This is a genomic window from Lysinibacillus sp. COL-1 (assembly GCF_059814265.1).
In genome coordinates this window covers 1511646-1525827 of sequence record NZ_JCAWSJ010000004.1, presented here as the reverse complement: position 1 = coordinate 1525827, position 14182 = coordinate 1511646, and the positions used below count along the sequence as shown (strand labels likewise).

15 protein-coding genes and 1 pseudogene are annotated in these 14182 nt (G+C 36.5%); 4 read left to right on the top strand and 12 right to left on the bottom strand.

Annotated elements, in window-relative coordinates:
• Position 1 precedes the first annotated feature (1 nt).
• The 7 genes and pseudogenes from AC6BKE_RS15700 to AC6BKE_RS15670 all read right to left on the bottom strand — a co-directional run bounded on the left by AC6BKE_RS15700 (position 2) and on the right by AC6BKE_RS15670 (position 8245).
• A complete protein-coding gene (locus AC6BKE_RS15700) occupies positions 2-1255 on the bottom strand; it encodes an S-layer homology domain-containing protein (protein WP_499857206.1) in 1254 nt (417 codons plus the stop codon).
• 772 nt (positions 1256-2027) lie between these two features.
• Positions 2028-2792, bottom strand: a complete 765-nt coding sequence (locus AC6BKE_RS15695; protein WP_499857204.1) for an SDR family oxidoreductase — start codon at positions 2790-2792, stop codon at positions 2028-2030.
• Positions 2793-2891: 99 nt separating this feature from the next.
• Positions 2892-3197 (bottom strand): annotated as a pseudogene (locus tag AC6BKE_RS15690) (IS5/IS1182 family transposase); the annotation flags it as partial.
• Positions 3198-3386: 189 nt separating this feature from the next.
• Complete coding sequence (locus tag AC6BKE_RS15685) at positions 3387-5447, bottom strand: sensor histidine kinase (RefSeq protein ID WP_089932544.1); 2061 nt, start codon at positions 5445-5447, stop codon at positions 3387-3389.
• Positions 5425-6120, bottom strand: a complete 696-nt coding sequence (locus AC6BKE_RS15680; RefSeq protein ID WP_036118196.1) for a response regulator transcription factor — start codon at positions 6118-6120, stop codon at positions 5425-5427. Before AC6BKE_RS15680 ends, AC6BKE_RS15685 begins: the two co-directional genes overlap by 23 nt.
• Before the next feature lie 530 nt (positions 6121-6650).
• A complete protein-coding gene (locus tag AC6BKE_RS15675) occupies positions 6651-7841 on the bottom strand; it encodes an MFS transporter (protein ID WP_499857201.1) in 1191 nt (396 codons plus the stop codon).
• A 5-nt stretch (positions 7842-7846) separates the two neighbouring features.
• Positions 7847-8245: a MarR family winged helix-turn-helix transcriptional regulator gene (locus tag AC6BKE_RS15670; protein WP_036118202.1), complete on the bottom strand. Its 399-nt coding sequence runs from the start codon at positions 8243-8245 to the stop codon at positions 7847-7849.
• Between the two features lie 168 nt (positions 8246-8413).
• On the opposite strand from AC6BKE_RS15670, the gene AC6BKE_RS15665 reads away from it, so the two are divergent.
• Positions 8414-8968 (top strand): DJ-1/PfpI family protein, encoded by a 555-nt coding sequence (locus AC6BKE_RS15665; RefSeq protein WP_499857198.1) that lies wholly within the window; start codon positions 8414-8416, stop codon positions 8966-8968.
• Between the two features lie 34 nt (positions 8969-9002).
• Here the strand turns inward: AC6BKE_RS15665 and AC6BKE_RS15660 are convergent, their stop codons facing one another.
• From AC6BKE_RS15660 to AC6BKE_RS15650, 3 genes are all read right to left on the bottom strand, one after another.
• Positions 9003-9329, bottom strand: a complete 327-nt coding sequence (locus AC6BKE_RS15660) for a DUF3889 domain-containing protein (protein WP_036118210.1) — start codon at positions 9327-9329, stop codon at positions 9003-9005.
• Between the two features lie 83 nt (positions 9330-9412).
• Positions 9413-9544 (bottom strand): hypothetical protein, encoded by a 132-nt coding sequence (locus tag AC6BKE_RS15655; RefSeq protein WP_255358822.1) that lies wholly within the window; start codon positions 9542-9544, stop codon positions 9413-9415.
• Between the two features lie 14 nt (positions 9545-9558).
• The gene (locus tag AC6BKE_RS15650) at positions 9559-9783 is read right to left on the bottom strand and encodes a hypothetical protein (protein ID WP_004269369.1); all 225 of its coding nucleotides are present in this window, start codon (positions 9781-9783) and stop codon (positions 9559-9561) included.
• Between the two features lie 315 nt (positions 9784-10098).
• Between AC6BKE_RS15650 and AC6BKE_RS15645 the strand changes: the two genes are divergently transcribed.
• Together AC6BKE_RS15645 and AC6BKE_RS15640 are read left to right on the top strand one after the other, a co-directional pair.
• The gene (locus tag AC6BKE_RS15645; protein ID WP_101966839.1) at positions 10099-10308 is read left to right on the top strand and encodes a hypothetical protein; all 210 of its coding nucleotides are present in this window, start codon (positions 10099-10101) and stop codon (positions 10306-10308) included.
• 95 nt (positions 10309-10403) lie between these two features.
• Positions 10404-11045, top strand: a complete 642-nt coding sequence (locus AC6BKE_RS15640) for a DUF3885 domain-containing protein (RefSeq protein ID WP_058844673.1) — start codon at positions 10404-10406, stop codon at positions 11043-11045.
• Positions 11046-11113: 68 nt separating this feature from the next.
• Here AC6BKE_RS15640 and coaW read toward each other — a convergent pair whose 3' ends face one another.
• Entirely contained in the window at positions 11114-11950 is an 837-nt protein-coding gene (gene coaW / locus AC6BKE_RS15635; RefSeq protein ID WP_036118221.1) for a type II pantothenate kinase, read from the bottom strand.
• 415 nt (positions 11951-12365) lie between these two features.
• Positions 12366-13100: an SDR family NAD(P)-dependent oxidoreductase gene (locus tag AC6BKE_RS15630; RefSeq protein WP_036118224.1), complete on the bottom strand. Its 735-nt coding sequence runs from the start codon at positions 13098-13100 to the stop codon at positions 12366-12368.
• Positions 13101-13329: 229 nt separating this feature from the next.
• Between AC6BKE_RS15630 and AC6BKE_RS15625 the strand changes: the two genes are divergently transcribed.
• Positions 13330-14151: a squalene/phytoene synthase family protein gene (locus tag AC6BKE_RS15625; protein ID WP_089932545.1), complete on the top strand. Its 822-nt coding sequence runs from the start codon at positions 13330-13332 to the stop codon at positions 14149-14151.
• The last annotated feature ends 31 nt before the right edge of the window (positions 14152-14182 follow it).

Here is a 14182-nt window from a genome sequence, read left to right as displayed (position 1 = left end):
CCTATTTCAGTTCATAATAGAACATGCTATCATCATCTGTTCTGCTACCAAACATTTCACCAGGTTTAGGCAATACTCCGTTAGATGCCCAATAGCGATATGTTTCACCCTTTAAAAATTCATTTTTAGATGTACTTTTTGGGGATGATAAATTAAACAGCGCAATTTTACTTTTATCTACCAATAGGTTTGAAGCAAAGTGCAGATTAGATCCATTGCTAACACTTTGAACACTTACGTCTCTACTTGGCTTGAATGTGTATTCATAGTAGATTGCATAAATCCCTTTATTCAGTAGAATTTTATCTTCACCTTTTTCATTAACAAACATATCTTTAAAAATACCTTTTGGTTTAGTGCCTGTTGTATCTACAAAAATGGCATGTTCAATTGTAGCGACACCTGTGTTATTTAAATACGTATGAGGTTTACCAAGAATATCTTCATATCCACCATATTTTGATTTCTTGAAGTTAGAAATAGTTAAAATGTTTGTTCCTGTTTCAGAAACCTCACGAAGTTCTTTTAACCCTGTGAAGTCGGAAGGTGCTTTCTTCATTGCATCCATGAAGCGGATAAGGATGGTTGCTACCTCGGCACGTGTTGTATTGCCATTTGGCTTGAATGTGAAATCCTCATAACCTGAAAGTAATCCAGTACCAAGTGCTACCCCGATATACGGAAGATCCTTCTTATTAACCCCTCCACCATAAAATTCTGGGATCGGAATAATTGTAAGGCTTGAATTTGCCATTTCTTCAATCGCTTTACCATAATCAGCGTTCGCATGTGCTAAACCATTTGCTAACCAACGAGACATTTCACCGCGAGTCATTGCTTTGTTTGGTTCAAATTTGTTATTTGAGAAATCACTAGCTTTAATGAATCCAACTGCTAGTCCTTCTTGAATAGCGTCATTTGCCCAATGTGAAGCTCCAACATCTGAAAATTTAGATGGTGTACGGTCGTTTCCGTCGTATACGCGTGATAGGAATGTTGCAAACTCTGCTCGTGTTACCTGTGCAGATGGTTTGTATGTACCGTCACTGTAGCCTGCCACAAGCCCTTTTTCTGCTACTTGTTTAATTGACTCATATGCCCAATGCGATTTAGGGACATCTTTAAATGTCGTTTTCGTTGCCGCTTCTGCAACAGTATAAGTAGCAGATATAGCATACACGGGAGTCGCCACAGCTAGAGCTAAAGTCGCAAGTAATAATTTGTTTGAGTTCTTTCTAAAAGTACCACGTTTCATATTTATTCCCTCCAAATGAATTAGATTCTTGTATACTCTAATTTTACTATTTTTAGAGGATCTATCAAACTCCCGAAGGTCATTAGTTAGTCCCCTCATTCCTGAAAAAGATTTTAATAAAATGAAAGAACCCGCTTCAAAACACCATCAAGTAGCCATAACAAAATAGTTACGACAAATAGTGATTTTTGAAGCGGGTTCTTCCCATTATTTAAATTACTACTATGCTTTCATAATTTTTAAAATTAAACAATCTTGATTAGAAAAAATATAATAAGTTCGGTGGTATTAAAGATAAGTAACGTAATCAGAGGGGATATTGAAAGCTTTGAAATTAAGCTATTGAAAAAGAATTGTTATATTGACAATGTTCTTATATATCAATGAGGGCTCCTCTTTCATTTAACTAATAAGCATTTTTAAATATACTTCTTAAATAGCTGAACTCTTTTACTCGTTGTTTCTATCCAGAGTTATTAAATTTACAATATTAAAAAAAACGTTTATCCATGTATATTAATAAATACGAATCGCTTCAAAGGCGATTTGCCAAGTGATGAAAGTAAACCCTCTCACATGCTGGCGAGGCAGGGGCGGTTTACTTTTTTGTGCAAAAGTAAATAACAATGCAAGTACAGAAACAATACGTGTTGAGAAATTTATCGCAAAAAGGAATGAGACCTGCCCAATACAGAGTTCATTCCTCAGTAACTGCTTAAAATATGTGTCTAACTTTTTGGAGTCACTTCATTTGAAGTTCCTTATAAATTTGTTATAGATGAGATCCTCCACTTGCATCAAGCAACTGACCTGTTACCCAACGGCTGTCTGAGGAAGCAAGAAAGGCGGCAATATCTGCCACATCCTCGGGTTCACCCCATCTGTTGAAAATTGAAAGACCAGCAGCATATTTTTGTCCTTCCAGGTTTTCCAAAGTATCAGCATTCATTTCTGTATTAATAATTCCAGGCTGGATGGCGTTTACCGTAATATTACGGCTCCCTAGCTGTTTGGCTAGAAGTCGCGTAAATGTGTCGATAGCACCTTTGGATATACTGTACGTAAAGACACTTGGCGAGGCTGCACGAGTCACAAAAGATGAAATATTAATAATACGTCCTCCATCTTTTAAACGTGGCAAAGCTTGCTGAGTAACAAAAAGTGGTGCTTTAACATTAATCTTCATTACCTCATCAAATGATTCTTCCGTCGTCTCTTCTAAACTGATAATTTGACCAATTCCAGCATTGTTGACAAGAATATCGAATCCGCCACCGCCCATATATTCCCGAATAGTATCATCCAAAGTAGTAAATAAATTTTGAATACCATCTAAGGTACTAAGGTCAGCACCAATCACGCAAGCATTTCCTCCACTTTGTTTGATCTGGTGAACAACTGCTTCTGCCTCATTACGTCTTTTCCCGTAATGGACGACGACAAAGGCTCCCTCTTGTGCCAGACGCAGTGCAATACTGCGGCCAATTCCTCGACTTGATCCTGTAACTAAAGCGATTTTCCCTGTTAACTTACTCATGCTTCCATCTCCTTGTTCAAACATAGTTATATTACATAGAGAATTATATCAAGGAACATCATTTGAAATGTTGCTCTCTTATTCGGTTTCAAGGAGGTGTTTCGTTCGTTCACCCTTCACGTAATAGCCACTTTCAGGATCTGTCGTGCTTTCCTTTATTTCTTTCCATTTTTCCTTTTCAAACTTCTCTGGGGGAAAGGGCTTTTTTCCTTGTTCTTCACGATCCATATTTAACTCTAATTGAAGCTTCTCTTCATAAGCACGTGTTTCTTTTCGCACGACCTTTTTATCATACTTCCGTTTATTCGCACTCGCTTTCACATGCGTAGAATCCATAAATAGATGGTCTACTTGGAGGAGTCCCTGATGCATAATCTCTTTTAATATACGATAGAAAATGGACTGAGCGGATGTTTTCTGTACGAAAGCGAAGCGACAGTAACGAAGCGAGGGAAGCAGCTCGACCCCGCTCGCGGAAAGCATCCGCCCGTAGTGGAAATCAACGGCTTTACTTTATTTCATTGTAAAAGAAAAAAGACTGTAAGCAAACTCAAAATTCGTTGAGTTTGTCTACAGTCATAAAGGAATAGGACATTATTCATTTGGAAATTTCGGTAGATAAATCATGACCTTAAATAAATCGCCATCTACTTGAACTAAGAACTTGCCGTTCTGGATGTGAATAAGGCTTTCAGCAATCGATAACCCTAATCCGCTACCTTGACTTGATCTCGATTCATCTCCTCGTTTAAAACGTTCCATTAGCTCATCGACTGAGATATTTAATTCGTATGCTGAAATATTTTTAAATGTCACAAGTATTTCATTCCCTAAATCTTCAACACTAATATATACCCTTGATGTAGGCTGTGCGTATTTAAAAATATTCGAGAATAAGTTTTCGATGGAACGCCATAGAAGTTTACCATCAGCCTTCACATACACCTTTTCTGTTGGATGGGCTAACTTAAAATCTAATGACGAGGCTTCAATTTTTTCATCCATTTCTCCGATTCCTTGTGTTAGTAATGATACGATATCAATCCGTTCTAACTGGACAGGTATACTACCACTTGATGCTTTAGCCGCTTCAAATAAATCATCCGTTAAGTGCTGGAGTCTTTTCGACTTTTGATCTAACACGTCTACATATTCAGCAATCATTTCAGGATCGTTTTCTAATTTTAATAAATCGACATACGTAATAATTGATGTTAAAGGCGTTCTGATATCATGCGAAACATTCGTAATAAGCTCTGTTTTTAAACGCTCACTCTTGATTTCACTATCCACTGCCTTTTTTAACCCATCTGTAATACGATTAATATTTTCTGCAAGTTGACTAAACTCCCCTTTTCCATCGACTTCAATTCGATGATGAAGATCCCCATTCTTAATTTGCTCTACGCCCTCTTTAATGCGATTAAATGACTTCACCTTTCGCATCGCCAACCAGGCAGCTACACCTATCGTAATGGGAAATATAAAAAATGTTGCCGCTACAACTAATGGATAGCCAATGACTAGTAGTACAATTTTCACGCCTGTACTACCACTGTCAAAAACATGTTTCACCCAAATAAATAGCTTTTTGAAAACTTGATAGAGCAGTGTATGCTGAAATAACGATCTATTTTTAATATGCTTTACGAGCGATAAAATCAATAGTAAGGCAATGATAAAAATAGGCACGGTGAAGAACATGTACATATCATGGAACACTTCAACAATCATGGTGATCCACATCGCTGTTAAGCAACCAACTAGCACAATATTGAAATCATTATAGAGTTTATCTATGACATGGAAATGAATTTCTTTATCTTTAAATGACCTTCTTCCAATAACTATGATTAAATAAACAAAAGATAAAATAAACCCTGCTAAAAATACCATGAATTCATTCAGAAAACTTTGGGCATTCTCTTTATCTTTTTCCCATTCCGCCATTTTTTGTTGTAAGAAAGAATCTTTAAACGCCACATACATAACATCTGTCTGTGGGTTCAACGTGTCAACTTCGTGTGTAATGTAACCCAAGTATTGACTTTCTTTCATTTCATTTGGATAAAGCTTTTGTTGGTAATCCTCAAATAGCATATATGCATCAAAGGATTTAAATTGCTCTTTCTTCTTGAGATCACTATTGGAAAATTCATGTTCACCGTCACTCGCATAAAACACAATTCCTTCATAAGCTTCTAACGTACTACGTAACTGATAAAAATTTCTTACCTGTTCATTTATGCTTTCATCTTTTGTTCTAGCAATGTCATTTGCATATTTTTCTTGATAGATATGCTTATTTTCCTCTTCACTCAAATTCGAATTATATCTGTAAGAATTACGAAAATCATAATATAATTCCTCTTCGATTCTTCTATTATCCTCTTCTGTTAGTGTTTTACCACTTAAAATATATTCTTCACTTTTATATTTCCCGATTAATTGCGCTAAAGGAGCCATAATGCTGTAACTTTCATCAGCGAATGCTCGGCTTTCAAAATAATTATCTTGATTTAAACTACTAAGGTGAATTCCATTAAATTCCATGTTGATCATTACCCTCGCTATACCAATTAAACAAGCGATGGCAATTAGAAACACAACTATTTTCGTTATAAGTGCATGACTAATACTTCTCAACTTTCTCAACCTTATACCCAACTCCCCATACAACTTTTAAATACTTTGGCTCTTTTGGATTAATTTCAATTTTTTCTCGAATCTTTCGAATATGAACCGAAACCGTATTTTCAGGATTAATAGCCCTGACATTCCATACCTTTTCATAAATCTCTTCAATCGTGAACACCCTACCAGCATTGGCTGTCAGAAGCTTTAAGATTTTATATTGCACTGGTGTTAAATGAACCTCTTGTTTATCAACAGTAATGACTTTTTGTTCATCATCAATCACAAGCCCGCCCGTTTGAAATACAGAACTGCTCATCTCGAGGCTCCCAAATGTCGTATACCTTCTTAGCTGTGATTTCACTCTAGCCACAAGTTCTAATGGATTAAACGGCTTAGCCATATAATCATCTGCTCCAATATTTAATCCGAGTATTTTGTCATAATCCTCCGATTTAGCAGAAAGCATTATTAACGGAATCATATTATCTTGCCTAATCTTCATCGTCGCCGTAATCCCATCCATTTTTGGCATCATAATATCCATAATAATAAGATGAATAACGTGATCCCGAATAAGATCGATTGCCTCTATACCATTGTAAGCTTTGAATACATGATAGCCCTCATTTTCTAAATAAATGCTAATCGCCCTAACAATTTCTTTATCATCATCACAAATCAAAATGTTCAACTACATTCACTCCTCCACCGCTTTAGGTTCATGTCATCACCCCTATAGGATTCGTATAAGGATATAATACTAATTAAATCTTAACAAACTCCGACATCAATTCTTAAGATTTTCTTAGTGTTTTTCTCTATGCATTCTTTATGCTAAATACAAAAGCTTGAAATGAAAAATTTAGTTAAGCTGCAGGCTTTAATGTTGGACTAGGATAAAGAAATAAGAATATAAAAATGGAGAGCATGCTTGGGTGGCTCTCCTTTAATCGTCTATTATATAATTTTTATCATGAATCCAATACCAGTACTGCGTTTTAAGAAATCGATTAGAATTTCCGACAATTGTCAACATTATTAAAGATAAGTAAACAAAAAGTAGTTTTCGTTAGATTTAAAAAGGACAAAAGTAATACTCATTTTGAAAAAGAGCTCATTAAAACTTTTTATAAATCGTATCTTTCTTATAAATGAACAAAATTTATTTTGATGAGGCTGGGACAATTATAAAAACAGTTGGGCACAACCCCAACTGTTTGACTATATATGCACTACTTTTTTCGGTTTCATCCTTGCAAGGCGTAATAGATAAATAATAAAGACAACCCCCAGTAAGCCTGCCCCCGATAAATAGACAGAAGCATAGCCTGCCTGTACAGCTACCATTCCTAAAATATACGAACCTAGTGCGATACCCAGGTCAAACATCGTAAAATAGGTTGCTGTTGCATAGCCGCTTCGTTGAATGGCAGTGGATTGAACTGCTAATGCTTGCAAGCTAGTCGTTACAGCTCCATAGCCAAAGCCTATAAAAATAGCAGCACTTAAAAATAACATTGGTCCTTCAACAAATGCTAGCATGACTAGACCGATGGCAAAGGAAATAATGCCAGGAATAATGACAAATTGCGGTCCCTTCGTATCGTAAAGTTTTCCTGTATATGGACGTGTAATGAGCATTGCCGCTGCAAATACTGCATAAAAGAGACTAGCTACAGCCATTAATTCCTTTTGCTGTGCATAGACCGATAAAAAGGATAGCACACTGGCATACGAAAAAGCGACGAGGCTGGCAATTGCTGCAACAGGAAGCGCCTTACGCTCAAATAAATCATTCAATTTAAAAGTTAGTTTTCCTTCATGCACTGGCTTCGGTAAATCATCTGTATTGACCGTTAATGCTAAAATTCCTCCTGCTAGAATACATATACTCATGACTATGAATAAGACATTAAAGGTACTATATTGAATTAATAATAAGCCGATAAATGGTCCAATGACGACAGCTAGATTCGTAGACATCGTAAAGTAGCCTAGCCCTGCCCCTTTTCGTTTAGCAGGAACGATATCAGCCGCTAAAGATCCTGCAGCTGTTGTGATAATACTAAAGAAAATCCCTTGAATAAAGCGAAGACCAAGTAAAAGTCCAAACGGATGAATAAATAAATATAAAACGGTACAGATAAAATAGCCCACTATAGATAGGACTAACAGTTTTTTCTTGCCAAAAACATCTAATAACTTACCTGAAAACGGGCGTACAATAATAGCTGACAATAAAAAGCCTGACAATAATAGGCCCGCTTCCTTATCTGTCTGATGTAGTTCACCAATCGCATAGAGTGGTAAAGTCGTTACAAGTCCATAAAAAACAAAAAATACAGAGATATTCGTTAAAAAGAGGCTAATGAAACGCTTCGTCCATATTTGTGTATTTTCTTCTTGCTGCATGTCCATCAACCTTTCATTTTTTCCAATAACTTCAGAAATTGCTGCTGCTCCTCAACAGTTAAAGAGCCCACCATTTCTTCCTCAAATGCTAATATGGTTACGGTGATCGCTGGTAAGCGCTCCTCCCCTAGAGCGGAAAGAGTCACAATTTTTTCTCGCTTATCCTCTCCATCTAATCGTTGGACCCAGCCCAATGTTTCTAGTCGTGTAATAGCTCTTGTAATACTGGGCGCTTCCACATTTAAATATTTCCAAATTTGTGTTAAGGTCATTGGCCCGTTTTTATGTAAGCAATATAAAATGGCCCATTGGGAGCTATATAAATGATGTTGCTTTAATACTTCATTTAAGCAGTTCGTTAAATACCGACTTTTTTGGAATAAAGCATGAAATATTGGATTCATATTGTTTACCTCCTGCGAATTTATTTACCTAGTTAAATAAATACTATACGCTTCATTTTTTTCTTTGTAAAGCAAGGAATTTGGAAAGGTAACCCTACTGTAAGCAGGAAATTTTTTGCAAGTGTCGAATAAAACTTAGTAGATTTACAATGTAAAGGAGATGGAAGCATGGGGAAAAAGGTTTTAATACTCGCAGGAGATGCAGTAGAGGCTTTAGAGATTTTTTATCCTTATTATCGTTGTCTTGAAGCAGGGTATGATGTCACAATTGCAGCACCATCCGCTAAGAAATTACAAACCGTATTACACGACTTTGTAGAGGGTGTCGATACATATATCGAGCGTCCTGCTTATGGATTAGAGGCCCACGCTGCTTTTGGTGCTATTGACCCAACACAATTCGATGGGCTCATTATTCCTGGTGGACGTGCACCTGAATACATTCGTTTGAATGAGCATGTCCCAGCACTAGTAAGCCACTTCTTTGAAACGAATAAACCAATTGCAGCCGTTTGTCATGCAGCGCAAATTTTCGCGACCATTCCTGAAGTGCTAAAAGGGCGTGAGCTAACAGCCTATATTGCCTGCAAGCCTGAGGTGCAGGTGGCAGGAGCAACTTACATTGATGCCAACCTTCACACAGATGGTAATTTAATAAGTGGGCATGCATGGCCTGATTTACCAGGCTTAATGCGTGCATTTATTCAAAAGCTAGAGGGTTAAAGAACAAGGATGCCTAAAATAGGGCATCCTTATTTTATGAAGTACTTTCTTGAAATTCAATTTTTTCTACTTCCTGCGTTGTCGTTTGGTAGCTGATTCTGACATGAACACCAAATTCCTTGTCAGGCTGCTTGAGCCAAAGCTTAAATTTCTCAATGGTTGATGCCCCCTGTACTTCCTTGCCCTCATGCAAATAATCCACAATTTTAGCCGTAGGATATTTCGCCTTTACCTCTTTGATAGCCAGCTGTCCCCATTTTGCATAAGCTGGTGTTTCTTGTTGTGCATTGGCAACCACTGGTATTTGTATAAACATAGCTAGAGAAACAAAAAGAAGCCCAAGTAAATAAAATTTTCTCACTTGAATCACTCCCTTTTTGACTGTATAAAGCAGCACAAACAGTAAAAAATAAGAGCTCCAAAAGACTTTGGAGCAGCTTGTGTTTATTGCTTTGGCTGTTGGGGATTATTATGAATGACCTGATTAAATTCTGCTGAATATTCCTCACGATCATTCTTTTTGTGTGTATCTTCCTTCTTTTTCTTTTTAAAGCTTGTCTTATTCTTTTTTGCCATGATTTGTACCTCCACTATTTTGTTTTATTCGACTGTTGGTTTTTATCATGATTCGTTTTATTGTTTTTATTTTTAGCCTTTGCATCAAATTCTGCCGCGAACTCTTCATTCAAGTTATCATTTGGGTTGTTATTATTGCTATTACTTCGATCGAGGTCCTTGCTTTTGTAAGTGCCAAAAGGATTATGTGTTCTCATATTCATGGTTTTACTGTTGTTTCGATTATTACGCTTTCCCACGTAGCTTCACCTCCTACTACCTAATTTGTTCAGTTCGAGATGTTTTCATGTAGGTAAGTTTCTTCGCTATTTGTAAAAAAAATGAACATGATCAATTTGATGTTAAATATATATCGAATAATTGGAATATTATGTATAATATAGGAAAACAAAAGGAGAAGTAAGGTTTAAAACTACAACAGGAATGAGTTATGACGAATGGTATATAATACTGATTAATTCTTCGACACCAATTGATTATCTTAAAAATCCCAATGGTGAGATTTCTCATGGTTATGTATTTACAAGCGTTTGGATTAAATGATGGTGTTATGAATGGATTATGTAAAAATCGTTAGTAGCATGGAAGCTGTTAATAGTAGCTTCGGAGGAGTTATCAATACTTTCCTAGCTCAATTTTTAAATGGTAGAATAGGTTCAAGTAAAACAAAATTGATAAATGCTTATATTAGTAATATTGGATTTGTAAATGTTAACTGGCAAATTAATCATCTATCCCAATGCAGTAACGAAAGGGAAATATAATTTCTAAATTAATGGGTAGAGTCATTTTCTTCTTTGACTATTATTCTGGCGGTTTGTTAAAGGTAAAATTTTAAAAATAAAGTTGAGGTGCAAATATGCTTTTAAATGACTATATGAATGAAAATTTTCCTTCCTTACTTCTTAGACCACCTTTGTTTTATAACTGGGAAATTGGCATACGATTCGAACTAGGGGTAGAGCGAGCTAGAGAATACGATTATGAAGATCGTCTTTATATACAGGAGGTTTATAAAAGGGCTGTCACGCTGTTTGAAGCACTACATTTACAAGACGAGGAAATTTTTATGGTAGTAGATATCAATGATCTTGGAGGTAGAAAAACCTATCAGCACAAAGCGAGAATTTTTTCTCCATATATCTATGATAAATCAGTCTTATATAAATTGAAGCATACAGAAATGTCTTCTATTTTCCCCGAAGATGATGAGGACGGAAAATATAAAACACATAGGTTTACACTTGCATGTAAAACATCTGATTTGAAGTACATTCCATTGTTAAAAGCAGTATGTAATCAAGATTTAGGAATCCAACCAAGTATTTTTCATAGGATATATTTTTTAAATATCAAAAAGAAAACCATTTTTCACGTTTACGATGATAGAGGCTGTGATTTACTTGCTACCTCACCTGAATCTATACGAGACATTTATTATACATACAATGACTGGATATTAGATTATGATAAAGACAAAATAGATAAAGTGTTTAAATAACTTCTTATTGTAGTTGAATAACAAAGGACATAACTAGTTGTCATACAATATGTTATGTCCTTAAATCGTTAGACAATTGTATATTCTGTAATATTAAGTAATGCTCCGACAGCACCAGAAAAGCCATGGTCATTAATAAAGACAGGTGTATGCTTTTTCGTGCGTGTATAATTTGCAATCACTCGGGTAAGATGATCATTATTGCTTAATGTGGAGCCAATATAAACGATATGCTGTGCATTTTTTTCCTCCGCATATTGAATGCTGAGTGTTGTAATGACTTCGCCTACTAGTCCTTGAACGGTCGCAATAATATCCTCAGCAGGATGCTTTATCGACTTTGTAATGCCTACTTTCCCAAAATTACTAGCCGTTAAATGACCGTCAATCGGTGTATCCATGCCTTGATAAATATCCTTGACCAATAAATCGATTCCTTCACGATTGCCATTGGCAGCCATTTCACGGATTTCATTGTAATCTGTAATGCCCGTTGTAAGCGCTGACAAACCAATTAGTGTCCCACCACCAACGCCTGTCCCACCAACGCGAATATGTGTATTACCTTCCATATAATGAATGGACGTACCTGTCCCAATATTGGTAATCATACTGCGCTCAAAAAAGTAGCCTTCTTTATTAAGCAAAAATCGGACACCCTTTAATGTAGCTTCAAATTCCACTATATAATGAATCGATTTCATTGTTTTAATGACATCAAGTAATTGCTCTGTACGTCCCCCCGTAACACCAATATCCTCAATATCTGGATGATCAATAATCCATTTTGTGACAGATTGCAAATCATTCGACGGAAAGGTTGTTAACACAAGTTCATTGTCTTGATCTAAATAAGCAACCTTTGTCAATGTGCCGCCTGCATCAATACCTATAGCCTTTGGCATACAATTCTCCTTTGTTTTTATTACGTAATTTTCTCATACTATGATGACGGTTTACGCTATGATTCAGGCAATTCATCAAATTCATGCCCTCTTTGGTATCCAGGATTTTGCAAGGAGTTATGTATGCCAAAATCCTGACTCCTGATTTTGTTCGTACAAAAGCTAAACGCTCAGTACAGTCCCCCAAATCGTGTAATGACATTTTGCCCTTTCTAAACTTTAACGCTGTTGAAATGATTGTGCAATAACTTCGTACACTTTCTTGAAAAAATCACGAAAAATATCAAAATTTATCTAATCAATAGCTGTTTTTTGACGAATTTCTAAAGCTTTATCATCATTCTACTAAAAAAACAAAAAAAGTGAAAATGCACTGCTTGAACAGGCATTTCCACTTTTCAATTACTATATTTAACTAGCGTGCTGAATAGCCACCATCAATGACAAGCTCGGCACCCGTAATGTAAGAAGCCTCGTCTGATGCTAAAAATAAAATAGCATTTGCTACTTCCTCTGGTTGACCAAGACGCCCCATTGGTGTAGCTCTTACTAACATATCCATTGCCTCTTTTGCTTCTGATAATTTGGCTGTCATTGGTGTTTCGATGACACCAGGGAATACCGTGTTCACACGGACATTGAAAGCACCAAGCTCTGAAGCTGCTGCACGAGCAATCGCACGTAAAGAACCTTTAGAGGCTGTATAGGCATTAAAGCCTGCCCCAATAATCGCTGTGTAAGACGATGTATTAACAATGGAGCCTTTGCCTGCTTCTTTCATATAGTGCGCAGCATGTTTAATGCCAAGAAATGGTCCAAATGCATTGATATTATGCATAATTGACCAGTCTGCCTGTGTAATTTGATCGGGTCCTTTTTCTGATGAAATACCCGCATTATTAATTAAAATATCAATGCGACCATATTTTTCAACAATTGCTTTTGTTACATCTGCCCAGTTTTCGTCAGAGGAAACATCTAATTTCATTCCCTCTACATTTTCTAGCTCAGAAATTTTTGCTAAGTTTTCTTCATTAATATCAGCTGCAATTACTGTAGCACCTTCTTGTGCAAACAGTTTAGCCATCGCTGCACCCATACCAGAAGCGCCGCCTGTAATCATAGCAATTTTATTATTTAAACGTCCCATTTCATTAAACTTCCTCTCATTTGAAATTGATGTAGCTATACTAGTATAAATCCACTCTTATTGACCACCATAAAAGTATAGATTTAAATAGTTTATTATTAAACTATATCATTTGTAGTAATCGTTTTCAAAGAATATCTCTCTAAATATGAACAATCTGTTTTATCTTTCCCTTTTTTTACGATACGATATACTATAGATATGGAACCATTTGAACGGAGGAATACAAGTGAACGAACAAAAAAGACTTTACAAAGAAGCGATGCAGGTTTTAAAAGATACAAGCCGCACGTTTTATATACCTATTACTTTTTTAAAAAATGATTTAAAGATATCGGTGGCTGCTGCCTATTTAGCCATGCGTGCCATTGATGAAATTGAAGATCATGAACAGCTTTCGAATGATGTGAAATTTAATTTATTGTCCGCAACAAGTGAATTATTAAAGGACACATTTAATAAAGAAGCTTATCAAGCATTATTAGCACCTTATGCCGATCAACTGCCAGAAGTATCCCTTCGATTAGCAGATTGGCTAACATTTTGTCCTGAGGAATCGCGAAAAATTGTTCAGGCTTCCACAAGCGAAATGGCTTTTGGTATGGCCAAATGGGCAAAGGCCAATTGGCAGGTGCATACACGCGAGGATTTGGATGATTATACATACTACGTGGCAGGGCTTGTAGGGACGATGCTGTCTGAGCTTTGGGCGTGGGGTGCCAACGTTCAAACTGATCGTGAGCTAGCAATAGGCTATGGTCGTGGACTCCAGGCTGTCAACATCTTACGTAATCAGCATGAGGATTTAGATGAACGTGGTGTCAACTTCGTGCCTGATGGCTGGACACGCGAAGATTTGTTTGTCTATGCTGAAGAAAATTTAGCCAAAGCAGACCTCTATATGAAAGATATTAATAAACGTACCATTCTGCTGTTTTGCCGCCTACCACTTGCCTTAGCCCACAAAACGTTGAAGGCGATGCAAGAAGGTCGAGAAAAAATGACGCGCGCCGAAGTAGAGCAGACTGTGGAAGAGGTACAAGCTGACTAACATCAAAAGCCCCAGTAAACCAATACTGGGG

Excerpts from the sequence above, each read along its gene's own strand:
- AC6BKE_RS15665 (WP_499857198.1), top strand. The coding sequence starts at position 8,414 with ATGGGGAAAAAGGTTTTAATACTCGCAGGAGATGCAGTAGAGGCTTTA.
- AC6BKE_RS15670 (WP_036118202.1), bottom strand. The coding sequence starts at position 8,245 with ATGAATCCAATATTTCATGCTTTATTCCAAAAAAGTCGGTATTTAACG.
- AC6BKE_RS15700 (WP_499857206.1), bottom strand. The coding sequence starts at position 1,255 with ATGAAACGTGGTACTTTTAGAAAGAACTCAAACAAATTATTACTTGCG.
- AC6BKE_RS15630 (WP_036118224.1), bottom strand. The coding sequence starts at position 13,100 with ATGGGACGTTTAAATAATAAAATTGCTATGATTACAGGCGGCGCTTCT.
- AC6BKE_RS15695 (WP_499857204.1), bottom strand. The coding sequence starts at position 2,792 with ATGAGTAAGTTAACAGGGAAAATCGCTTTAGTTACAGGATCAAGTCGA.
- AC6BKE_RS15645 (WP_101966839.1), top strand. The coding sequence starts at position 10,099 with ATGGATTATGTAAAAATCGTTAGTAGCATGGAAGCTGTTAATAGTAGC.
- coaW (WP_036118221.1), bottom strand. The coding sequence starts at position 11,950 with ATGCCAAAGGCTATAGGTATTGATGCAGGCGGCACATTGACAAAGGTT.
- AC6BKE_RS15640 (WP_058844673.1), top strand. The coding sequence starts at position 10,404 with ATGCTTTTAAATGACTATATGAATGAAAATTTTCCTTCCTTACTTCTT.
- AC6BKE_RS15655 (WP_255358822.1), bottom strand. The coding sequence starts at position 9,544 with ATGGCAAAAAAGAATAAGACAAGCTTTAAAAAGAAAAAGAAGGAAGAT.
- AC6BKE_RS15675 (WP_499857201.1), bottom strand. The coding sequence starts at position 7,841 with ATGCAGCAAGAAGAAAATACACAAATATGGACGAAGCGTTTCATTAGC.